Source organism: Campylobacter jejuni (assembly GCF_049221745.1).
GTDB lineage: Bacteria > Campylobacterota > Campylobacteria > Campylobacterales > Campylobacteraceae > Campylobacter_D > Campylobacter_D jejuni_E.
On sequence record NZ_JBMJAO010000001.1, the window covers coordinates 138,570 to 161,000 of the forward strand.

Here is a 22,431-nt window from a genome sequence, read left to right on the forward strand (position 1 = left end):
ATGTATGAAAGAAAAGATTTAAGGGTGTTAAAAATCATTCAAAAAGCTAGAGAATTTGGCGATGGGGATTTGTTAAATGAAGCTTTGGTAAAACAATTGATTGATGCAGATTTTTGTGAAATTAATGAAAAAGAAAAAGAAGAGCTTGCAACTCTTCTAAATTCTTTAATCAATGCAAAAGATAAAGCGTTATTGAGTAATTAAAATTCTATATAGTTTTCAAAATCTTCTTCTTTTGGAGGATTAGGTTGATTCGAGGCTAGGGCTTCTTTAACAACCTGCTCGTATCCAGCTATAATATGTTTAAAATTCTCTTTTGCTTTTCCGTTAAGTTCTGATTTGGCGATTTTTACAACAGATGCAGGATTTATAGCTTTATTATTTAAATATACTCCAAAATGCAAATGAGGACCTGTGCTCATACCTGTTGAACCAACATATGCAATTACTTGTCCTTGATTTATTTTTTGTCCGTTTTTAATCTTTGCAAAACGACTAAGATGACCATATAAAGTCATATAACCTGAGTCATGCTTGATTTGAATTACATTTCCATAACCACCTTTTGTGCCTATAAAGGTTACTACTCCTTTGCCAGCACTTTTTACAGGTGTTCCAGTAGGCGCAGCATAGTCTATACCAAGATGGGCGCGATAGCGTTTTAATATAGGATGATATCTTGCTGTTGTAAAAGGAGAGGAAATTCTAGTGTAGTTCACAGGTTTTGTAAGTAAAAAAGATTCTAATTCTTTGCCATCGCGATCGTAGAATATATCATTATAAGAAAAGACTTCTCTAGCGCTTTTATTGATTTCTACTATTGCCATTTTTATATTTATATCACCCCAAAGTTTACCCATGCGTCTTTTTTGTTCATAATATAGGGTTACTTCATCACCTTTTTGGATATTGCGAAAATTTATACTTCTTCGAAAAGCACGAACCATAGCACGAGCTAAAGTACTGCTACCGCTTTCTTCATAGACATCTTGATAAGCAGAGCTTTTAATGGTTAAATGTAAAATTCTATCTTCTTTTTGATAAGATACAGGAGTAAAAGCAAGAGTGTATTGTCCATCTTTATCTTTATAGATATGAATTTGTAAATCATCACTAATTGGAATTAAAACTTGTTCTATATTGTTGTTTTCATCTTTTAAAACTTGATATTTTATTTTATAGGCTATATCAGAAGCAAGCTCTTGATCTTCTCTATCAAGTCCATAATAAAGCGACATAGGTATGGAATTTCTTTGTAAGAATTTAAGCAAGGTATCTCCATTGTCCCAAGTTAGCTCTTCAACATTTAAAGCTGCAAAACTTTGAATAACAAAAATAAATAAAAGTAATAATTTTTTCATGAGATAACCTTAATTTTTAAAAGAATTTTGAAATTTTGAAAGCTATATTTTACTTTATTTTTCTTACAATTGCTTAACAAAAAAGGATTATAATTCTATAAATTTTTATTTAAGGAGCAAATTTGTTTAAAACTATAGTGTGTTTTTTAGCTTTAAACCTTAGCCTCTTTGCGGTTGGATTTGATTTAAAGCCTATAAAAAGCGAACTTGTAAAAGTTGATGATATTTATGGTTATATTAAAGATAGTGATGATATAAAACTTTATTCAAGTGGCGTAGTAGTACAACATTTTAGCAATTCGCAAAGTATTATCGCTAGAGCAAGTGTTATAGATAAAAAAAATGGTTTGGCGAAATTAGAATTTAGTGTTTTTTCAGCTCTTAAGCAAGATGCCTTGCCTTTACCAAATGTTTTACCTAAAGTAGGTGATGAGGTTGTTTTAAATTTTCTTTATGATAGAGGATTGGTAATTGCTCCTGATGAACAAACTTATAATGAACTTGTTAGAGAATTTCCGCAGATATATTTTACCCATATTGATATTTTTGGAGCGCAATTAATTAGAACGGCCACTCTTTCACCTAAGCGTTCAGATTTTAGGCAATTTTGCGATGATAATGCAGTTGGTATTTTGGTTGTAGCTTTGGAAAATCAAGCAGAAGTTGTGGATTGTCAAGATTTTAATAAGCTTTATGAAGTGCCTATAAGCAAGCCAACTAGCGTTCAGGTTCCTTTTTATTCTCGTATAGGTGGATATAAAAGTAATTTTTTTGATTTTAACTCTCAAGAAATAGGAAATTATTATAGATATTATGATGCTTTGATTAATCTTCCTAAGGTGCAATAAATATGAAAAAAGAATTTGAACAATATTTTAAACGATTTTTAGGAGAAGAAAACGCTTATTTTGATGAAATTCACAAAAGAGCTTATAGCTATGATGCGACAAAAAAGCATTATTTACCCGATGGGGTTCTTTTTCCAAGAAATGAAGAAGATATTGCTCAAATTTTAAAATTTTGTAATGAAAATAATATCATAGTCATACCACGAGGTTCAGGATCTGGTTTTACAGGAGGAGCTTTAGCTATTAATGGCGGGGTGGTGCTTGCTTTTGAAAAGCATATGAATAAAATTTTAGAAATTGATCTTGAAAATTTAGTGGCTGTTGTGCAACCTGGGGTTATTAATATACATTTACAAAAAGAAGTAGCCAAATACGGGCTTTTTTATCCACCTGACCCTGCTAGCATGGAGTATTCTAGCTTAGGAGGCAATGTAAGTGAAAATGCTGGGGGAATGAGAGCTGCAAAATATGGCATTACAAAAGATTATGTGATGGCTTTAAGGGGTGTTTTGCCTAGTGGAGAAATCATTCGTGCAGGAAAACGCACCATTAAAGATGTAGCAGGTTATAATTTGGCAGGAATTTTAATCGCTAGCGAAGGTTCTTTGGCAGTTTTAAGTGAGCTTACTTTAAAATTAATACCTTTACCTAAATTCAAAAAAACCGCTTTTGCTATTTTTCCAAGTGTAAAAAGTGCTATGAATGCGGTTTATAAAAGTCTTGCTAGCGGTGTAAGTCCTGTATCTATGGAATTTTTAGACAATCTTAGCATTAGAGCGGTTGAGAGTAAATTTAATAAAGGCTTGCCTATAGAAGCTGGCGCTATTTTGATTGCTGATGTGGATGGTAATGTTAAAGAGGCTATTGATGAGGATTTGAGAAATTTAGAACATTATTTTTTAGAAGCTGGAGCTAGTGAATTTAAAGTAGCAGAAGATGAACAAGAAATCGCAGATATTTGGTTTGCTAGAAGAAATTGCTCTCAAAGCATTGCCATATATGGAACTTTAAAACTTAATGAAGATATTACAGTTCCGCGTTCTAAGCTACCTGCCTTGCTTGAAGGTATAGATGAGATTTCTAAAAAATATGGTTTTAAAATTCCTTGTTTTGGGCATACAGGGGATGGAAATGTGCATACCAATGTTATGGTTCCTGATAAAAATGATAAAGAGCAGGTAAAAAAAGGCTATGAAGCTGTGGAAGAGATTTTTAAATTAACAGTGAAACTTGGAGGAACTTTAAGCGGAGAGCATGGTATCGGACTCTCTAAAGCGCCTTTTATGAATTTGGCTTTTTCTGGAGCCGAAATGAATTTAATGAGAAACATTAAAAAAGCTTTTGATCCAAATAATATACTTAATCCTTTTAAAATGGGGCTTTAGAAGGTGAAAAATTTTTTTACTATTTTACTAAATTTGCGTGATAAGGAAATTTTAAATTATGCAGCAGCGCTTAGTTTTTATACTGTATTATCTTTAATACCTATTTTATTTGTATGTTTTTCTGTTTTTACGCAAATTTCCAGTTTTAAAGCTTATTATGAAAAAGCAAAGCAAGTAATTTTTGCTTTTTTAATACCAACGCAACAAGACGTTGTTGCTACTTACATCGATACTTTTTTAAAAAATAGTGTAAATTTGGGTATTGTAGGTCTTATTGCTATGGCATTTACTTCTTTAGCTTTTTTTTCAGGCTATGATTTTGTAATCAATCGCATTACTAAAAATGAGCCTAAAGGACTTTGGCAAAGCATTAGTTCTTATTGGACTCTTTTGACTCTTGTTCCTCTAGGACTTGGACTTAGTTTTTATATTTCAGGTTTTATCCAACAAACTTTAGATGATTATAAAATAGGGTTTAATTTTTTTGAAATTTTACCCTTTGTAATTATTTGGGGTTTATTTTTTATATCTTATTCAAGTTCTGTTCATAAGGGAACTCTTAAAAGTTTAGCTTTAGTATCTTTTGGAGCGGGTGCTATTTGGTATATAGGAAAAAATTTGTTTGTATATTATGTGGTATATAATAAAACATACGCTAGTGTTTATGGATCTTTTTCTACTATTTTATTCTTTTTTATTTGGATTTATATTTCTTGGATTATTTATCTTTTTGGGCTTAAACTCTATTATTTTCTAAATCACAATCATAATGAAGGGAATAAAATTCGCAAAAATACAAAGAAAAGCTAGATATTTAAATCGCACAGAGATTAAAGAAACAATAAGATAACTTATAAAAATCCAAAATGGGATATGGATATTGGTTCCATAAATTTTAAATTTAAAAAATTCATCTAAGATAAAATTGAGCAAATTTCCATAGTTTATAAGATGCAAAAATAATACTAAAGGATAAAATATTACAAAAATTCCACTCAAAATAATACCTAAAATTTGTTGGTAGCTTATAAGTGGAAAAAAATAAAGCACAGGTAAAACCATAGCAAAAAAAGTCCAAATATTAAGCAAAATAATATTTATAAGATTATTAAATTTATTTGTAAAATGATGCATATATAAAAAAATATAAAAAACACCTAAAATAGAAAATAAAAATCCAATGCTAAATAAAAGTCTAGGGTAAAGAGAAATGCACAATAAAATACTACAAAAAAGCGTAAAGAAATTAATAATTTTTATATTTTTACACAATAGATAAAAAACCCAAAAAGCCATAATCAAAGAGCGCACAAAAGAAGGGACAAATCCTATTAACAAGCATAAGCTAAAAGTAGTGTAAAAATTAAAATACTTAAATCTAAACGTAAATTTCTATAAGGAAAATATCTTTTTTGGAAAAAACTATAAATTGGAGCTAAAATAAAGAAAATTAAACTAAAAAGCAAGCCTATGCGATAACCGCTAATTGCTATAAGGTGTGCTATGCCGTAGTAATTTACATCGTTTCTAAGCTCTAAAGATACGGGCAGTGCAAAAAATAAAGCACCATAAAATTCTTTAATTTTTTCATTTGTATGTTGATTTAAGAAGTAAGATATAATGGGATTGTATTCTTTTTCTTTTAATTTTTCAAAATCATAAGAAGGTGCATAAAAACTTTTGCTTAGATAGTCTTTAAAATTAATATTATGGGTGATAATTCTAAGACTTAAAAGTTGATTCTTGCTTAAATTTAAATCCTTAAAACTTGTAGTATAAAAAATAAAGTTTTCAGTTTGTAACTTTAAAACCCAGTATTTTTTATTTTTTTTATTATATTTTGTATATTGGTGCGTTAATAGAGCGTTATCTATAAAGTAATATTTTTGGTTTTTAAAGTTTAAAAAATTATTATATTCTGAAAGGATATTAAAAATAAAAATAATAACAAGAGATAAAAATAAATAATGAAATTCTTTAAAAGAGTAAAAAAAAGAATTCCGCAGAGACATTATTTTTTGGAAAATTTACTTAAATAAAGCCAAATTATTCCAGCTAAAAATAATAAAAATAAAGGAGCAGTATAAGGATATAAACTCAGTTTATCAAAAATTGCTTCAATAACATACCCAAAAGTATAAGCAGTAAAACCTAGAACAATAGCCCATGCCAAACTAGCTAGAGTATTGATAATAAAAAATTTAATAAAATTATATTTTGCCATACCTGCAGCTATAGGAATGAAAGTTTTTAAACCATAAATAAATTTTTGAGTTACAAGTAAAATAATTCCGTGTTGTTTTGTTTTCATCATAGCAAGGGCTAGCTTGCGTCGGTGTTTTTTAAAATAAGGCATAATATCTTTTTTATAATATTTTCCAAGTATAAAAAGCAAAGTTGAACCTATGGTATTAGCAATAAAAGCAAGAGCAATGCAAAAACTAAGATCCATTTTTCCTTGAGAACTTAAAACTCCTGCAGCTAAAATTCCAACCATTCCACCCCCTAAAGAGTAAAAGAATAAAACAATATAACCATATTTTATTAAAGTTTCAATCATATCTTGCATAATAAACCTTTATCTAGCGTATTCTATAGCTCTAAGTTCACGTATAACATTGACTTTAATTTCGCCAGGATATTGCATTTTTTCTTGAATTTCAGCCGCTATTTCCTTAGCCAAAAGTACACTTTCATCATCATTAACAAGCTGAGCATTGGCTATGACGCGAATTTCTCTTCCGGCATTGATTGCATAGGCATTTTTAATCCCTTCTTTACTTTTAGCGATATCTTCTAACTCACTGACTCTTTTTAAGAAAGCTTCTAATACTTCTCTCCTAGCTCCTGGTCTTGCAGCACTTAAAGTGTCTGCTGCACAAACAGCTGCTGATTCTATGCTTGTAACTTCTTCGTGTCCATGATGCGCGTAAATAGCATTGATTACTACAGGATGCTCTTTATAGCGTTTGCAAAGTTCAGCACCTAAATCCACATGAGATCCTTCAAAATCATGAGTTAATGCTTTTCCAATATCGTGTAAAATTCCTGCACGGCGTGCTAAATTTTCATCTCCACCGCATTCAGCGGCAATAATTCCTGCAAGGTGAGCCACTTCTAAAGAGTGTGCTAGAGCGTTTTGTCCATAACTTGCACGATATTTGAGTTTTCCTATGAGTTTTATAATTTCAGGGTGTATTTTATTTAAACCCAAATCCATAACTATAGTTTCACCTTCTTCTAAAATAGCACTATCAAATTCTTTGCAAACTTTTTCGTGAATTTCTTCTATGCGTGCAGGTTGAATTCTGCCATCTTCAACTAAAAGTTCTATAACTTTTGTAGCAATAGCACGGCGATAGAGGTTAAAGCAACTCACTATGATAGCACCTGGTGTATCATCTATGATAATATCAACCCCTAAAACCATTTCTAAGGTTTTGACATTGCGTCCTTCTTTGCCAATGATACGTCCTTTAAGTTCATCGTTTTTAATGTTAATAACATTGATAAGTCTTTCAGCTGCAAATTCGCCTGCAAAACGAGAAGTAGCTTGAGCAATGATGAAATTAGCCTTTCTTTTGGCTTCATTTTTTGCTTCTTCTTCATATTTTCTTACTATATGTGCAATTTGCTCGCGAGAATTTTCTTCTACTTTTTTAAGAATGATTTCTTTGGCTTCATTTTGTGTAAGTCCTGTAGAATGTTCTAAAATTTTTAAAACATCATCAAGCTTTTTTTGATATTTATTTTTTAATTTATCAACATCAGATTGTAAGTCTTGAATGTGTTTTTGTGACTTGCAAAGGTATTCTTTATCTTCTTTTAGTTTTTCTTCTTCTTGCTGAAGCTTTTGTTCTTTTTTAGAAAGATCATCAAATTTTTGATTAAAATCTTTTTGAATTTTGTGAGTTTTTTCTTCGTATTTTTTTTTAACTTCTAATTCTGCATTAAGAATTGAATTTTTTGCATCTTTTAAAATAAGCTCCGCTTCGTATTCTATAGCTTTGGCTTTAGCTTTGGCTTGTTCTACGAAAATTTCATATTTGGCATCATTAATTTTTTTTGCAACTAAATATCCTATACCGAGTCCGACTATAGCGGCTATAAGTGCGATAAGTGATTCTATCATTTTTTCTTTCTTTCTTGTAATATTTTTTATAAGGGTTTATGTATAATTTTCCTGAAATATCATGCTTTTGTGTTAGATTATTTTGACTTAAAGCATCTATACTTTGGACAAATATTATATGAGGTTTGTAATTTAAATTTTCAAAAAATCTATCATAAAAACCTTGCCCATGTCCTATTCTTTTTAAATTTTTATCGACGCCAATTACAGGCACAATAGCTAAATCAATTTTTACTTTTAAAAAAGAATTCATAGGCTCTAAAACCCCAAACCTTTTTTTAATAAAAGGCAATCTTAATTTTACAATTTTTAAACTTTTATCTTGCATAAATGGAACAAAAAGTTTGTAATTTTTATTAAGAATATGGCGAAATTTTATTAAGTTTGGTTCATAATGTAAAGGAATAAAAATTAAAATATTTTTAGCTTTAAATAGTTTTATTATTTTAAGACATTCTTTAAATATTTTATAATCTTGTTTGAAATTTAGTTTTGAATGTTTGAAAAGGCGTATTTTTTGCAATGCCCTAAAATCTGTTTTTTCCATTAATATGCCTTTAAAGAAATATTATCTTATATGTGTTATAATTTTAACATTTCTATAAAAATAAAGGATTGATGAATAATGAGGATTGAAAAAATATTTTTGTTGTTAATAATATCTTGTTTGTTTGTTGCTTGTAGCAATGATAAAGAAAAGCAGCAAAATGATGTAAATTTAAGCACCGAGGCAAGTATAAATCAAAGTGATGATATGAATTTTAAACTTAATTTGATTGATGGAGGAACAATTTTAGTTAAAAAAGAAAATGCCGCTTTAAATTTCAACGATGAAGATAAGGCAACTTTGTTTGTATTTTTTACCACTTGGTGCGCCCCTTGCATTGCTGAAATCCCTCATCTTAATAAATTACAAGAAAAGTATAATAATGATTTTAATATAGTTGGGGTTTTGTTAGAAGATAAATCAAATGATGAGATTGAAAAATTTATAAAACAGCATAAAATATCTTATAAAGTTGCCAATGGTGAAAATAACTATCTTTTGGCCAAAGTTTTAGGAGGGGTAAATGGAATTCCTACTATGTTTCTTTACAACAAGCATTCTAAATTGATTAATCAATATTTAGGGCTTATTCCTGAAGAAATGTTAGAAATTGATATACAAAAGGCTATACTTTAATGTTTGATTTTTTTAAAAAAGGACTTGCAAAAACTCTTGAAAATATTATTGGAGTTAAAGGAGAGAATAAAAAAATAACCAAAGATTTGCTTGAAGAAATTTTGCTTGAAGCAGATGTAAGTTATGAAATAGTTGAAGAAATAATTTATTATCTACCGCCGCAAAATGAAGTAAAAAAAGAAGATTTAAAACGAGTAATGGGTTCTTATTTTCTTTACGAAAAGAAAGAGATTAGCCAAGAAAAACCTTTTGTTGAGCTTATTTTAGGAGTAAATGGTGCGGGAAAAACTACAAGTATTGCTAAACTTGCTTACCTTTATAAAAATCAAAATCAAAAAGTCATTTTAGGAGCTTGTGATACTTTTAGAGCAGGGGCAATTGAGCAGTTAAAGCTTTGGGCACAAAAAGTTGGTGTAGATATAGTTTTAACTGCACAAGGGCATGATCCTTCAGCGGTTGCTTTTGATACCATTTCTAAAGCAAAAGCAAAGGATTTTGATAGAGTTATTATCGATACAGCAGGACGTTTGCAAAATCAAAAAAATTTAGCTCATGAGCTTGAAAAGATTGTGAGAATTTCAAACAAAGCTTTAGAAGGTGCACCCCATAGAAAAATTTTAGTTCTAGATGGAACACAAGGAAATGCTGGAATTTTACAAGCTAAAGCTTTTAATGAGCTTGTAAAACTTGATGGTGTGATTATCACAAAGCTTGATGGAACGGCTAAAGGTGGTGCACTTTTTAGTATAGCAAGAGAGCTTGAACTTCCTATTTTTTATGTGGGTGTGGGTGAGCAAATGATAGATTTGCAGGAATTTGATGCAAATATTTATTTAGATGCTTTATTGGATCCTATTTTTAAGTGATGGCAAAAAATAAAGTTCTTTTTGAATGTCAAGCTTGCGGAAATCAACAAAGTAAATGGCTTGGAAAATGTCCTGATTGTGGAGCTTGGGATAGTTTTGTAGAATTAAAAGCTAATCAAATTAAAGTTTTAAAGGAGATTGCACAAGTTAGTACAAAAGCAAGTGAAGCTATTTGCATAGAAGATGTAGAGCTAGAACACTTTACAAGATATAGCACAGATGATGATGAGCTTGATTTGGTTTTAGGTGGAGGTTTGGTCGAAGGTTCTTTAGTGCTTATAGGTGGAAGTCCTGGTGTGGGAAAATCTACACTTTTATTAAAGATTGCTTCAAATTTGGCTAAACAGAATAAAAAAGTACTTTATGTTAGTGGAGAGGAAAGTAAAGCACAAATTAAATTAAGAGCAGATCGTCTTGAAGCTAACGCACCAAATTTATTTTTACTTACTGAACTTTGTCTTGAAAATATTTTAGAAGAATTGTATAAAAAGGATTATAGTATTCTTATTATTGATTCTATACAAACTTTATATTCAAATAAATTTACTTCGGCAGCAGGAAGTATTACTCAAGTACGTGAGATCACTTTTGAGCTTATGCGTGTAAGTAAGGCTTGCAATATCAGCACTTTTATCATAGGACATATTACTAAAGAAGGTGCTATAGCAGGACCTAGAGTGCTTGAGCATATGGTAGATGTGGTACTTTATTTTGAAGGAGATGCTACCAAAGAGATTAGGCTTTTAAGGGGTTTTAAAAATCGTTTTGGCGGAACAAATGAAGTGGGTATTTTTGAAATGACCGCTAAGGGTTTGATAAGTGCAAAAGATTTGGCTAGTCGCTTTTTTACCCGTGGAAAAGCTATTTCAGGGAGTGCTTTGGGGGTTGTAATGGAAGGATCTCGCGCTTTAGTTTTAGAAGTTCAAGCTTTAGTATGTGAAAGTTCTTACCCAAAACGCAGTGCCACAGGTTATGAAAAAAATCGTTTAGATATGCTTTTGGCTTTACTTGAAAGAAAGCTTGAAATTCCTTTAGGACATTATGATGTGTTTGTAAATATTAGCGGTGGAGTAAAGATAAGTGAAACTGCTGCGGATTTAGCTGTGGTTGCAGCTATTATTTCAAGCTTTAAAAATCGTCCTTTAAGTAAGGATAGCATTTTTATAGGAGAGCTTGGTTTAAATGGGGAAATTAGAGAAGTTTTTAGTCTTGATGTTCGTTTAAAAGAAGCTAAGATGCAAAAATTTAAAAATGCTATCATCCCTTCTAAACCATTAGAAGATATAGGACTTAAGTGTTTTGTTGCCAAAGAACTTTCGCAAGTTTTAGAATGGATGTAAATTTCATTAAAATATAAGTAAGATTTTGCTAGAATTACAGATTTAGAATAAAAATTTTGAGGAAGCCATGAAAGATTTATTTTTATTTAGTTCTTTGCTTGATACAAGTCATACCTTTTCTTATTTTTTTCATATAGGTTTAGTAGCTTTAATTGCTGTTATAATAGCTATGATGGCTACTCGTTCTATGCAACTTGTTCCACGCGGTATGCAAAATTTAGGTGAGGCTTTTTTAGAAGGAGTTTTGTCTATGGGTAGAGATACTATGGGAAGCGAAAAAAGTGCAAGAAAATACCTTCCTTTAGTTGCGACTTTAGGGATTATAGTATTTTTGAGCAATGTTATAGGTATAATACCTGGTTTTCATGCTCCAACTGCAAGCTTGAATTTAACTTTATCTTTAGCTATTATAGTTTTTGTATATTATCATTTTGAAGGTATTAGAACGCAAGGTTTTATAAAGTATTTTGCTCATTTTATGGGGCCTATCAAACTTCTAGCTCCTTTGATGTTTCCTATAGAGATAGTTTCTCATCTTTCTCGTGTGGTTTCTTTATCTTTTCGTCTTTTTGGAAATATTAAAGGTGACGATTTATTTTTAATGGTAATTTTAGCTCTTATTCCCTATATTGCTCCACTTCCTGCTTATGTTCTTTTAACTTTTATGGCATTTTTACAAGCTTTTATTTTTATGATTTTAACTTATGTGTATTTAGCGGGTGCAACTATTGTTGAGGAAGGTCATTGATTTATATTTTAGAATTTTTTAAAGGCACTTCTTTTGCATTAGTATTTTTTGGTGCTTTTTGGTGCTTTGTAAAATTTCATTCTTTTTTCTTATTTTGCTTGGGTTTAATCCCAGGTTTACTTTTAAGCTTAGTTTTTATTTTGCTCATTGAAAATTATGAACTTAAAGAAAAAAGCAAAATTTAACTTTTGCTTTTTAAAAATTTTATTCTTTTAAAAATTCTTTAATAGTTTGATAAATTCTAATTGGCAGCTTTAGCTTTGTTCATAGTATAAATATGAATTCCATCTACACCACTGGTAATTAAATCAACAATTTGATCAATAGCATAAGCAATTCCCGCTTCTTCTAAGTCTAAAGCGTTATTTTCATATTTTTCTAAAATTTTAATAAATTTAGGTGGAATTTTAGCTCCACAAAGTTGTGAAATCTTTAAAATTTGTCTTTTATTTGTAATCGGCATGATACCTGCGTAAATAGGTGCATTAATATTTGCTAAGGCACAATTTTGTTTGAAAGTGTAAAAATCTTCATTATTATAAAAAAGTTGAGTGATGAGTTTGTTTGTTCCTATTTTGACTTTAGTTTTAAGATGATGTATGTCTTCTATAAAATTTTTAGCTTCATTGTGTTTTTCAGGATAACAAGCAGCATAAATTTCAAAATCTCCTTGCTGTTGAATATAAGCAATTAAATCGCTAGCATAAGAAAAATCTTTACTTTTTACTATACCCTTGCAAATACCACCCCTAAGAGCTAAAATTTTATTTAGTTTCCTTTTTTTACACTCTTTTAAAATTTGTGCAATTTTTTCGTAATTTGAATGTATGCAGGGTAAATGCACTATACTAGGGATATTATAATCATTTTGTATAAGACTTGCTACTTCTAAGGTGTGTTTAGAATCTACAAAACCACCTGCACCGAAAGTAATACTGATAAAATTAGGGCTTAATTGTCCTAAATCATTTAAAATACCATAAAGATTTTTGATATTTTCATCTTTTCTTGGTGGGAAAACTTCAAAAGAAAGATTGCACATCTAAGCTCCTTATAATTTCTCTCTTATTTTTTGTATGGCATTGACTAAATTTTTAAGAGCAGTAATGACTTCTTCATAGGATCTAGTTTTAAGTCCATCTTTTGGAGCTCTAGGGCTGTGTATATTATACACTCCAGGTCCTACTTGGGTTTTGAAATTTACAGCTTTTAATGTATTTAAAAGACTTAATTTGATCTTGAGACTTCAAAGGAAATTACATCAGCATCCATAGCATCAATTTCTTTTAAAATATCACTAAATTCGCTATAACACATATGCTTTTTCAAGATCTAAAACTTCATCCCTTATATAGCCAAAGCAATTTGTTCTGTGCTTTCTTTAAAGGAAATATCTTCTCTAGGAAAAGACTAATTAAGTATAGTTACTGGGCCCGTTAGCATGCCCTTAACGATTTTTTGGCTTAAATTTTGAGCAAATTTAGTCCAAGCTAGGGTAATAGGTTTAGCACGGCTAACATCACCTAAAATTATAGGCGGCTTCACGCATCTTGTTCCATAACTTTGCACCCAGCCATTTTGAGTAAATAAAAAGCCTTTTAAATTTTCTCCAAAATACTCTACCATATCATTTCTTTCAAATTTTCCATGTACTAAAACATCTAATCCTATTTCTTCTTGGATTTTAATACACTCTTTGATTTTAGCTTGATTAAATTCTGTGTAATTTTGAGCTGAGATTTTTGCCTGTTTAAAGGTTAGACGCGTCGATCTAACATCTGCACTTTGAGGAAAAGATCCTATGGTTGTAGTAGGCAATGGAGGTAAATTCAAGACTTTATTTTGAATTTTAATACGATCTTTAAATTTGAGTTTTCTTATAAAATCTTCTTTTTTAAGCCTTTTAATCTTTCTTGTATGTTTTTATCTTTACGTTGAGGTATATTTTTTAAAAGATCTTGATTGGCGTGAAAGAGAGGATTATTTTCATTGGTATTTAGGATTTCTTTTAGATCTTTAAGTTTTTCTTTGGTAAAGGCAAAAAGTTTAAGATAGGTTTTGTCTAATTTACTTTCAAATTCAGCACTATAGGGTACATGCAAAAGTGAACAAAAAGTATTTAAAACGATATTTTGGGTATATTTTTGAAGCTCTTTGATGAGTTTTAAACTCTTAGCGTAATCATTAGCATAAATATTTTTACTATTGATTATACCTGCAAAAAGGATTTTATTTTCATCAAAACCATATTTTTTGATTAAATTTAAACTTTCTTTACCTTCGATAAAATCAAGTCCTAAGCCGTCAAAATCACTTTTTAATAGTTGAGTATAAACATCTCTTAAATCTCCAAAATAACTTTGAAGTAAAATTTTAACACTTCCTTTATGTTTTAAAAGATCTTTGTAAAATTTCTCAAATAAAGCTAGTTCTTTTTTATCTAAGTCATAAACTAAATAAGGCTCATCAAGTTGCAACCATTTTACTCCTAAATTATTTAATTTTTCTAAGAGTTTTATATAAGCCTTAAGTAGCTTTTCTTTAGCGATTGTTTTTGTGTCATTATCTTTAAAATGTATCAATTTAAATAAAGTAAAAATACCTATTAAAACAGGTTTAGTTTCTATACCTTGATTTTTAGCTTCTTGATATTCTTTAAAGATTTTATTCCCTTTTAAAGCTATAGTATCAGCATTATCACATTTTGGTGTGAGATAGTGGCAATTAGTGTTAAACCATTTTTTCATAGCTAGAGCTGTAACATCGCCGTTTTGCCCTTGATAGCCACGACTTTGAGCAAAATACTCATCTAAGGGTTCTAAAGTAAGATTTTTATATCTACTATGAACTATATTAAAAAGCACTGCAGCATCTAAGACATTATCATAAAAAGAAAAATCATTGCTAGGGATAAAATCAATCCCTGTATTTTTTATGCCAGTGTTTAGTTCTTAGATTTTACCTAATTCTAAAAGCTCTTTTTTAGAGCTTTGAGCTTTAAAATATTTTTCAATAGCGAATTTAAGTTCTCTATTCGTACCTATTCTTGGGTAAGAAATGATTGAATTTTTCATATTTATTCTCCTTAAAATGTAGGGATTAAAACACCCTGATATTTTTCTTTTATAAATTTTTTAACTTCATCGCTACTTCTATAAGTCATTTGCTTGCTACAATGCGTAAAGCACGACTTTCATTTGTAGGATTATTGGGTATAGAAATGCTTTCTCCTTCTTTAGGAGCAAAGTTTTTATACCTTTTAGAATACACTGCCGTAGGCTCTATATAAATACTAGCGACTTTTACAAGATGAGTACCTTGTCTTTGATTAAATTCCTTCAAATAGGGTTTATGCTGAAAATAATTAGCATCTAGCTCACCATGTTCAACCATAACATTAGGAATTATTCCATCATTAAATTCGTAAATTTTTAAATCATAACCTTGTTTTTGAAACGCTGATTTTATAAATCTTAAAATATCTGCATGAGGTGTTATAGAAGAACCTACTTTGAGTTCTTCATTTGCCCATACAAAACCGGTAAAAAGAGTAGCGATGCAAAAAGCTTTAGAAATAAAGTCATTTTTTCTCTTTATGTAAAATTAAATTTTTCTATTAAGTCACTATGATAAATGCGTGCCACATCTGGATGTGATCATATCATTCTTTTAAAATAATTACTCGCAATATCTCTCAAAAGTGGATTTTTTAGGATCAGTATCCACACCTTTGCTTTTTTAGTAAGTTCTTCATTTAACTTAAAAATAGGTATGTCTTTATCAAGTTGCATCTCAAAAAATAAGCTGTGTTAAAGCATTCTTTAGGACTTAAATTTATGCGATGTATAGTAGCTTTTAAATAACCATTGGTAGTTAGTTCTAAAAATTTTCTTATATTAACAACAATGTTATTTTCAACTGAAGGTATGCTAATCCACTTACCATTTATAAAGCCTTCAAGCCTACTTTGTTCTTTTTGAAAGATAAAAGTAATAAGTTTTCCATCTTTATGTAATCCTACACCTTGGGTAATATTTTTTGAACTTTTTGGATAATATATGATTTTGCAATGTTCGTAAGATTTTTTTCCATAGAGTTTATTAAAAATATTACTAGGCAAATCAAAGCATTGAGCAAAACTTTTAAAAGTGTTAACAAGCTTTTTTAGTTTGTTTATGCCAAGCTAAAAAGGTTTTTTAAGTTCTGGTGCTTTGCTAGGCCAAAGATTAGAAGGTTCTAATCTTTGCCATAATAGCGAGTTTAAGTTCCATTTTAAAGCATTTCTTTCTGTATCTATATCAAGTTACTCTTTATTCCCTGCTGTATATTTAAAGCCTTCGCTTGTATAATCTCTAAATTGAGCGGAATGTACCATAGAAATAAGCTCTTTCGAACTTCTAGGAAGATTAAAAAATCTTTACCAAGTTTGAATAATTTTTCATTTAAATTTTTATCTATACCGGAATTGATAAGATAAAAAAATCCTATTTTTGAAGTTACTTCTTTTAAATTTTTTAAGAAAAGTATTTTTATCTTTTTTATAATTTCGTAAATCAAGTATAGGTAAATTCATTTTTACTCCTTAAATTATATTAAGGATAAGAAGATAATTTAGTTTAAATTTTGTTAGGGAAATTTTTGCAAATCAAGACTTTAAATGAGTATATCAGAAAAATATTTTTTGACTTTTTACACATTATATCTCCTTATCCGTTTTGGACCTTTGGAAACATAATGTTAAGCCAAAGGACGCACTAGATACTACACACCTCGCACATCAGTTTCATTTTTTCTCCTTTTAAAATAATAAAATTTCAAAGTCATATATAAAAATATATTAATTAAAGCTTAATCATTTAAAAAATAAAGATTCTTTTTAAGCATTCTCGAGTTTTAATTCTTTGTTGTTCATTATACTAATACCTAGATTTAAAACCTTTTGGGCAATTTGTTTGGCTTCATCTAAAGAATGCATTACACAAGTTCCGCATCGATAGATATTAAGTTCAGGAGTTTTGCTTTGATCGCTTACACTTAAAACATCTTTCATAGCTGCTTCCCAAGCTTTAATACTTTTTTCATCATGGGTTTCAATTAAACTCATATAAAAACCCGTGTGACAACCCATAGGTGAAATATCAATAATTTCAACTGAAATTGAATTTAAATGATCTCTCATAAATCCTGCGAATAAATGTTCTAAGGTATGAGTACTTTTTTCGCTTATAATGTTTTTATTTGGTACACAAAAACGCAAATCAAATACACTAATATCATCACCTTAGGTATTTTTCATAACTTTAGCTAAACGCACAGCAGGATCTGGCATTTTAGTATGGTCAACTTTAAAGCTATCTAATAATGCATTTTAACTCCTTAAATATAAATTGCCTAAGGATTACAGCATTTAAAGTTAATATTTAAAGCCTTTCTAAAAGAAAAAAAGATAAAATAAAACATTTAAAAATTCAAGGAAATTTTATGTTCGAAGTAGTTATAGGTCTTGAAGTTCATACTCAGTTAAATACAAAAACAAAAATTTTTTGCTCATGCGCAACTTCTTTTGGAGAAGCTCCAAATACTAATGTTTGCCCCACTTGTTTGGCCTTACCAGGATCTTTGCCTGTTTTAAATGAAGAAGCTGTAAAAAAAGCTGTAGCTTTTGGAAAGGCTGTCAATGCAACAATTAATAAAAAAAGTGTTTTTAATCGTAAGAATTATTTTTATCCAGATTTACCTAAGGCTTATCAAATTTCACAATTTGATATTCCTATAGTTGAAAAGGGTGAGCTTTTTATCAATGTAAATGGCGAAAATAAACGTATAGGTATTACAAGAGCACATTTAGAAGAAGATGCAGGTAAAAATATCCATGAAAATAATTTTTCTAAAGTGGATTTAAATCGTGCAGGAACTCCTTTGCTTGAGATTGTCAGTGAACCTGAGCTTAGAAGTAGTGATGAGGCAGTAGCTTATCTTAAAAAACTTCATTCTATTATACGCTTTTTAGACATTTCAGATGCAAATATGCAAGAAGGAAGTTTTAGATGTGATGCAAATGTTAGTATAAGACCTAAGGGTGATACAAAACTTTATACTAGGGTAGAGATTAAAAATCTTAATTCTTTTCGTTTTATCCAAAAAGCTATAGAATATGAGGTAAAAAGACAAAGTGAGGCTTGGGAAGATGGAACTTATGAACAAGAAGTAGTTCAAGAAACCAGACTTTTTGATACATCAAATTTAGTTACAAGAAGTATGCGTGGTAAAGAAGAAGCGGCAGAATATCGCTATTTTCCTGATCCTGATTTATTGCCTGTTTTATTAAAAGATGAATTTTTGGATATTAAAATCCCTGAACTTCCTGATGAGAAGAAAGCACGCTTTATAGACGAACTTGGTATAAAAGAAAGTGATGCTGAAGTTTTAATCAGTTCTTTAGAAATGAGTCGTTTTTTTGAAAGTCTTATTTCTCAAAATTTAAATCCTAAACTTTGTGTAAATTGGTTAAATACTGAACTTATGGGACTTTTAAAAGGAGAATTAACTATAGAAAATTCTCCTGTAGATGCTCAAAAGCTTGGAGTTTTAGTTAAACGCATAGAAGATGGCACTATCAGTGCAAAGGCGGCTAAAGATGTTTTGGCTTTTGTATTTGAAAATACTAGTATGGAAATTGATGAAGCTATAGAAAAGCTAGGACTTAAGCAAGTAAGTGATGACTCAGCTATAGAAGCGGTGATTGAACAAATTTTAAATGCAAATGCCGATAAGGTTGCAGAATATAAAAGCGGTAAAGAGAAGCTTTTTGGATTTTTTGTGGGTCAAACCATGAAAGAAGGCAAAGGAGCTTTTAATCCTGCAAAAGTGAATGAAATTTTAAAAGCAAAGCTTAACTGATGAGTATAGCGGTTATTGGTGCTGGAAAATGGGGTAGTGCTTTACATTTAGCTTTAAAAGAAAATCATACTTGCTTTATCAGTTCTTTGCATCAGCGTAATTTGGAAGATTTTATCAGTATAGAAGAAGCTTTAAAATGCCAATATCTTGTTTTTGCTTTAAGTTCTCAAGGAATACGTACATGGCTTAAAGAAAATTTCATCAACAAGGGACAAAAAATTTTAATTGCTTCAAAAGGTATAGAAGATCAAAGTTGTCAGTTTTTAGATGAAATTTTTTTAAATTTTGTATCAAAGGAAAATTTTTGTGTTTTAAGTGGTCCTTCTTTTGCAGCTGAAGTTATGCAAAAACTCCCTACAGCTTTAATGATTAGTGGTGTAAATTTGGAACTTTGCAAAACATTTGCAAGTTTTTTTCCTAATTTTATTAAAACCTATATTGATGATGATGTGCGTGGTGCTGAAATTTGTGGTGCTTATAAAAATGTTTTAGCTATTGCAAGTGGGATTAGCGATGGTTTGAAATTGGGTAACAACGCAAGAGCAGCACTGATTTCAAGAGGACTTATAGAAATGCATCGTTTTGGTAAATTTTTTGGTGCTAAAGAAGAAACTTTTTTAGGATTGAGTGGAGCGGGAGATTTGTTTTTAACTGCAACGAGTGTTTTATCGAGAAATTATAGAGTGGGTTTAAAACTGGCACAAAATCAAAAATTAGATAGTATTTTAGCCGAACTTAATGAAGTAGCAGAAGGTGTAAAAACTGCTTATGCTATAGAAAAATTAGCAAAAATGAAGGGAATTTATACACCTATTGTAAATGAGATTGTGGCAATTTTTAAGGGTAAAAGTGTGCAAGAAGCAACGCAAAATTTACTAAAGCAAGATGATTTAAGGAAAAATCATGATAATTAAAAATGCAAAAATTTATGGAGATTCTTTACAAGATATAGAGATTAAAGAAGGAAAAATTACCAATATTGATTCTAATTTACAAGGTGAAGAAATTTTAGATGCTAAAGGTATGACTTTACTCCCATCTTTTGTAGATTTGTGTGTGAGTTTAAAAAATGATAAATTTTCTTTAGCTAATTTAGAGCTTTTAGAAAATGAGTGTTTAAAAGGAGGGATTTCTAGTATAGTTTTGCGTGATTGCATGGATTTTGATGAAGAAAGTTTTGCTTTATTTTTACAAAATTTAGCCCAAAGAAAGATGCAAATTTTTTCAAGTGTTCGGGTTAAGGATGCAAACGGCAAGCTTAAAAATTTAGCCACTCTTTTAAATAAAGGTGCTTGTGCTTTAGAGCTTGATAGTTCTTTAGATGCAAATACTTTAAAAGTAAGTTCACAATATGCTTTTATGAAAGACTCTCCAATTTTTGTGCGTTGTTATGATAAGGATTTTGATGATAATGGAGTGATGAATGATTGTGAAATGAGTTTTAAACTAGGACTTATAGGCATGAGCAAAATCGCTGAAACTAGCCAGATAGCTAAAATGAAAGAATTGGCTAAATTTTATAAAAATAAAGTGGTTTTTGAACTTTTAAGTTTAAAAGATTCTTTAGTATTATTAGATGAAAAGGATTTAAAACTTGTAAGCATTCATCATCTTATCAAAGATGATAGTGCTTGTGAAGATTTTAATACTGCTGCAAAACTTATGCCACCTTTAAGAAGTAAAGAAGATGTTTTGGTTTTAAGAGAGGCTTTGAAAGAAGGAAAAATTAGCTTTTTAACTTCTTTACATAGTGCAAAATCAATTTCTTTAAAAGATTTGGCTTTTGATGAAGCGGCCTTTGGAATCCACAGTGTATGCGAATTTATAAGTCTTTGCTATACTTTTTTAATCAAAGAAGGATTTTTAAATTGGCAAGAGCTTTGTCAATTTACAAGTAAAAACCCTAGTGAATTTTTAGGCTTAAATAGTGGAATTATAGAAGTTGGCAAAGAAGCTAATCTAGTTCTTTTTGATGAGAATGAAGAAGTTTTTGCTCCAAAAAGTTCTCTTTATTCTGGAGATAAGCTTTTTGGAAAGATTAAAATGCATTTAATTAAAGGAAAAAATATTTTAGAAAAATAAGCTTTGCTTAAATTCCTAAAGATAGTTTAAATCCTAAAAATACAAGTGCTGCCATAATACCAGCAACTGGTAAAGTGATAATCCAAGCCAATCCTATAGGCTTCATCATAATCCAATTTGCGTTTTTATTATACACTCCTATGCCTAAAATTGCTCCTATAAGTATATGTGTTGAGCTAACAGGAATTCCAAATTGTGTAGCCAAGAGTATAACTATGCTTGCACCAAGTTCTGCAGAAAATCCAGTAGTAGGGCGTATGGTTGCAAGTTTTGAACCCACTGTAGTAATCACTTCTTTACCTAAAAACCAAAGTCCTACAACTAGAGCAACTCCAAACATAGCTAAAGCAGCAAAAGGTACAGGAGAAGTCGCGTTAATTGTACCATTTTTTAAGACATCTAAAATCGCTGCAAAAGGACCTATAGCATTGGCTATATCATTAGCTCCGTGTGAAAATGCAAAACTAGAGGCTGTAAATATTTGAAACCATGAGAAAATTCTATCAGTAGTTTTATTAAGTTCTGTTTTTTTAACGATTTTTACTATAGCAAATGTTACGACATAACTTATAGTTCCTATAATTCCGATAATCCAAAAGTTTTGTAAAATATCCAAAGTGCTAACATTATTTAAACCTTTAAATAAAAACATTGCCGAAATGATAGCAGCAGCAATACAAGCAATGATTGGCATATGAGTTTTTAAAATAGAGTAAATATCTATATCTTTTTCTTGATCCTTAAATTTCTTCATTTTATTTCTATAGAAATTATTTTCTTGTCCTTCCTCATCTAAAGCTATAGCGGAAAGTTCTTTAATTTGTTCTTCTTGGGATTTTGTTTTTAAATTTAAAAAATATTCTTCTTTGAATTTTTTTCTTTCTTTTTTGATATTTTTCAAATCATTATTTAATTTTTCTGATGGTTTTAAAATTTTCTTATCAATGTATGAATAAATAATATAAGCTACAATACCTCCTAAAAGAGGCGAAGCTATCCAAGAAATAGCTATTCTTAAAATTTCACTCCATTTAACCATAGAGAGTGTTTGGATTCCATCAAATTTTAAAAGCCCCATCATAATGCTAGCACCTACAATCCCACCAACTATACTATGTGTGGTTGATACAGGTAAGCCTTTCTTGGTCGCAATAAAAATCCAAACTCCAGAGCTTAAAAGTGCAGCAAGCATGATAATCACAAAAAGCATGGGATCAAGAGAATTTGGGAAAATAACAATACCACTGCGTATGGTCTTAGTAACTTCTGCACCTGCAAAAATCGCTCCACTTAGTTCAAAGACAGCCGCTATAATTAAAGCTTGTTTAATGGTTACTGTTTTTGCACCTACGCTTGTCCCAAAAGAATTAGCTACATCATTTCCGCCTATATTAAATGCCATAAAAATTCCAAATATAGAAGCAAGAATAAAAAGTATCAGTTGATGTTGTGAAATATAACCGAATCCCCAAATAACAAATGCGATAGTACTGATAATAAAAATAACAAAAGCTATGAGGTTGTCTTTTTGCATTAATAACCCTTTTTTATTTTAATTATACACTTATTTACTTTAAAGTTGCTAA

20 protein-coding genes and 7 pseudogenes are annotated in these 22,431 nt (G+C 29.9%); 12 read left to right on the forward strand and 15 right to left on the reverse strand.

Annotated features, from left to right (window positions below):
• Positions 1-204: a hypothetical protein gene (locus ACOTU8_RS00670; RefSeq protein ID WP_002853612.1), complete on the forward strand. Its 204-nt coding sequence runs from the start codon at positions 1-3 to the stop codon at positions 202-204.
• On the opposite strand, the gene ACOTU8_RS00675 is transcribed toward ACOTU8_RS00670, so the two are convergent.
• Positions 201-1,361, reverse strand: coding sequence for a peptidoglycan DD-metalloendopeptidase family protein (locus ACOTU8_RS00675; RefSeq protein ID WP_422341353.1), 1,161 nt, complete (start codon positions 1,359-1,361; stop codon positions 201-203). The two genes, ACOTU8_RS00670 and ACOTU8_RS00675, sit on opposite strands and share 4 nt — an antisense overlap.
• A gap of 122 nt (positions 1,362-1,483) precedes the next feature.
• Here ACOTU8_RS00675 and ACOTU8_RS00680 point away from each other — a divergent pair, with 122 nt between their 5' ends.
• From ACOTU8_RS00680 to rbn, 3 genes are read left to right on the forward strand one after another with little or no spacing between them, the layout of a single operon-like run.
• Entirely contained in the window at positions 1,484-2,209 is a 726-nt protein-coding gene (locus tag ACOTU8_RS00680) for a plasminogen-binding N-terminal domain-containing protein (protein WP_002853792.1), read from the forward strand.
• A gap of 2 nt (positions 2,210-2,211) precedes the next feature.
• Positions 2,212-3,594, forward strand: coding sequence for an FAD-linked oxidase C-terminal domain-containing protein (glcD, locus tag ACOTU8_RS00685; RefSeq protein ID WP_422341354.1), 1,383 nt, complete (start codon positions 2,212-2,214; stop codon positions 3,592-3,594).
• 3 nt (positions 3,595-3,597) lie between these two features.
• Complete coding sequence (rbn, locus tag ACOTU8_RS00690; protein WP_002933815.1) at positions 3,598-4,404, forward strand: YihY/virulence factor BrkB family protein; 807 nt, start codon at positions 3,598-3,600, stop codon at positions 4,402-4,404.
• Here rbn and ACOTU8_RS00695 read toward each other — a convergent pair.
• The 4 genes and pseudogenes from ACOTU8_RS00695 to ACOTU8_RS00710 all read right to left on the reverse strand — a co-directional run bounded on the left by ACOTU8_RS00695 (position 4,348) and on the right by ACOTU8_RS00710 (position 8,273).
• Positions 4,348-5,606: pseudogene (locus ACOTU8_RS00695) on the reverse strand (ComEC/Rec2 family competence protein). The gene rbn and the pseudogene ACOTU8_RS00695 overlap by 57 nt on opposite strands.
• Entirely contained in the window at positions 5,606-6,163 is a 558-nt protein-coding gene (locus ACOTU8_RS00700) for a DedA family protein (protein WP_422341355.1), read from the reverse strand. Before ACOTU8_RS00700 ends, ACOTU8_RS00695 begins: the two are co-directional and overlap by 1 nt.
• A gap of 9 nt (positions 6,164-6,172) precedes the next feature.
• Positions 6,173-7,726 carry a ribonuclease Y gene (gene rny, locus ACOTU8_RS00705; protein ID WP_422341356.1) on the reverse strand — a complete coding sequence of 518 codons (1,554 nt, stop codon included), beginning with the start codon at positions 7,724-7,726 and terminating at the stop codon, positions 6,173-6,175.
• Entirely contained in the window at positions 7,650-8,273 is a 624-nt protein-coding gene (locus tag ACOTU8_RS00710; RefSeq protein WP_422341357.1) for a 5-formyltetrahydrofolate cyclo-ligase, read from the reverse strand. The genes rny and ACOTU8_RS00710 overlap by 77 nt, the downstream gene beginning before the upstream one ends.
• A 78-nt stretch (positions 8,274-8,351) precedes the next feature.
• Between ACOTU8_RS00710 and ACOTU8_RS00715 the strand changes: the two genes are divergently transcribed.
• The 5 genes from ACOTU8_RS00715 to ACOTU8_RS00735 all read left to right on the forward strand — a co-directional run bounded on the left by ACOTU8_RS00715 (position 8,352) and on the right by ACOTU8_RS00735 (position 12,048).
• Positions 8,352-8,909 (forward strand): TlpA family protein disulfide reductase, encoded by a 558-nt coding sequence (locus tag ACOTU8_RS00715; RefSeq protein ID WP_422341358.1) that lies wholly within the window; start codon positions 8,352-8,354, stop codon positions 8,907-8,909.
• A complete protein-coding gene (ftsY, locus tag ACOTU8_RS00720; protein ID WP_422341359.1) occupies positions 8,909-9,775 on the forward strand; it encodes a signal recognition particle-docking protein FtsY in 867 nt (288 codons plus the stop codon). The genes ACOTU8_RS00715 and ftsY overlap by 1 nt, the downstream gene beginning before the upstream one ends.
• The gene (gene radA / locus ACOTU8_RS00725) at positions 9,775-11,115 is read left to right on the forward strand and encodes a DNA repair protein RadA (protein ID WP_422341360.1); all 1,341 of its coding nucleotides are present in this window, start codon (positions 9,775-9,777) and stop codon (positions 11,113-11,115) included. The genes ftsY and radA overlap by 1 nt, the downstream gene beginning before the upstream one ends.
• A gap of 67 nt (positions 11,116-11,182) precedes the next feature.
• Entirely contained in the window at positions 11,183-11,863 is a 681-nt protein-coding gene (atpB, locus tag ACOTU8_RS00730; protein ID WP_422341361.1) for a F0F1 ATP synthase subunit A, read from the forward strand.
• Positions 11,860-12,048: a hypothetical protein gene (locus ACOTU8_RS00735; RefSeq protein ID WP_422341362.1), complete on the forward strand. Its 189-nt coding sequence runs from the start codon at positions 11,860-11,862 to the stop codon at positions 12,046-12,048. Before atpB ends, ACOTU8_RS00735 begins: the two co-directional genes overlap by 4 nt.
• Before the next feature lie 19 nt (positions 12,049-12,067).
• Here the strand turns inward: ACOTU8_RS00735 and metF are convergent.
• From metF to luxS, 9 genes and pseudogenes are all read right to left on the reverse strand, one after another.
• Positions 12,068-12,905 (reverse strand): annotated as a pseudogene (gene metF / locus ACOTU8_RS00740) (methylenetetrahydrofolate reductase [NAD(P)H]).
• Positions 12,906-12,914: 9 nt separating this feature from the next.
• Positions 12,915-13,037: a hypothetical protein gene (locus ACOTU8_RS00745; protein WP_422341363.1), complete on the reverse strand. Its 123-nt coding sequence runs from the start codon at positions 13,035-13,037 to the stop codon at positions 12,915-12,917.
• 9 nt (positions 13,038-13,046) lie between these two features.
• Positions 13,047-13,100 (reverse strand): annotated as a pseudogene (locus tag ACOTU8_RS00750) (hypothetical protein); the annotation flags it as partial.
• Complete coding sequence (locus ACOTU8_RS00755) at positions 13,091-13,192, reverse strand: hypothetical protein (RefSeq protein ID WP_422341364.1); 102 nt, start codon at positions 13,190-13,192, stop codon at positions 13,091-13,093. The pseudogene ACOTU8_RS00750 and the gene ACOTU8_RS00755, both read right to left, overlap by 10 nt.
• 81 nt (positions 13,193-13,273) lie before the next feature.
• Positions 13,274-13,696 (reverse strand): hypothetical protein, encoded by a 423-nt coding sequence (locus ACOTU8_RS00760; RefSeq protein WP_422341365.1) that lies wholly within the window; start codon positions 13,694-13,696, stop codon positions 13,274-13,276.
• Between the two features lie 44 nt (positions 13,697-13,740).
• Positions 13,741-14,937 (reverse strand): annotated as a pseudogene (locus ACOTU8_RS00765) (hypothetical protein).
• A gap of 88 nt (positions 14,938-15,025) precedes the next feature.
• Positions 15,026-15,439 (reverse strand): annotated as a pseudogene (locus tag ACOTU8_RS00770) (MetQ/NlpA family ABC transporter substrate-binding protein); the annotation flags it as partial.
• Positions 15,440-15,522: 83 nt separating this feature from the next.
• Positions 15,523-16,436 (reverse strand): annotated as a pseudogene (locus ACOTU8_RS00775) (2-oxoglutarate and iron-dependent oxygenase domain-containing protein); the annotation flags it as partial.
• Between the two features lie 303 nt (positions 16,437-16,739).
• A pseudogene (gene luxS, locus ACOTU8_RS00780) lies at positions 16,740-17,192 on the reverse strand (S-ribosylhomocysteine lyase).
• 152 nt (positions 17,193-17,344) lie between these two features.
• Between luxS and gatB the strand changes: the two are divergent.
• Genes gatB through ACOTU8_RS00795 form a run of 3 tightly spaced genes read left to right on the forward strand, consistent with a single transcriptional unit; the run spans position 17,345 to position 20,845 of the window.
• On the forward strand, positions 17,345-18,763 hold the full coding sequence (gatB, locus tag ACOTU8_RS00785) for an Asp-tRNA(Asn)/Glu-tRNA(Gln) amidotransferase subunit GatB (RefSeq protein WP_115786717.1): 1,419 nt from the start codon (positions 17,345-17,347) through the stop codon (positions 18,761-18,763).
• A complete protein-coding gene (gene gpsA / locus ACOTU8_RS00790; protein ID WP_115786716.1) occupies positions 18,760-19,677 on the forward strand; it encodes an NAD(P)H-dependent glycerol-3-phosphate dehydrogenase in 918 nt (305 codons plus the stop codon). The genes gatB and gpsA overlap by 4 nt, the downstream gene beginning before the upstream one ends.
• On the forward strand, positions 19,667-20,845 hold the full coding sequence (locus ACOTU8_RS00795; protein ID WP_422341366.1) for a metal-dependent hydrolase: 1,179 nt from the start codon (positions 19,667-19,669) through the stop codon (positions 20,843-20,845). The genes gpsA and ACOTU8_RS00795 overlap by 11 nt, the downstream gene beginning before the upstream one ends.
• 7 nt (positions 20,846-20,852) lie before the next feature.
• On the opposite strand, the gene ACOTU8_RS00800 is transcribed toward ACOTU8_RS00795, so the two are convergent.
• Entirely contained in the window at positions 20,853-22,379 is a 1,527-nt protein-coding gene (locus ACOTU8_RS00800) for an inorganic phosphate transporter (RefSeq protein WP_115786714.1), read from the reverse strand.
• Between the last annotated feature and the right edge of the window lie 52 nt (positions 22,380-22,431).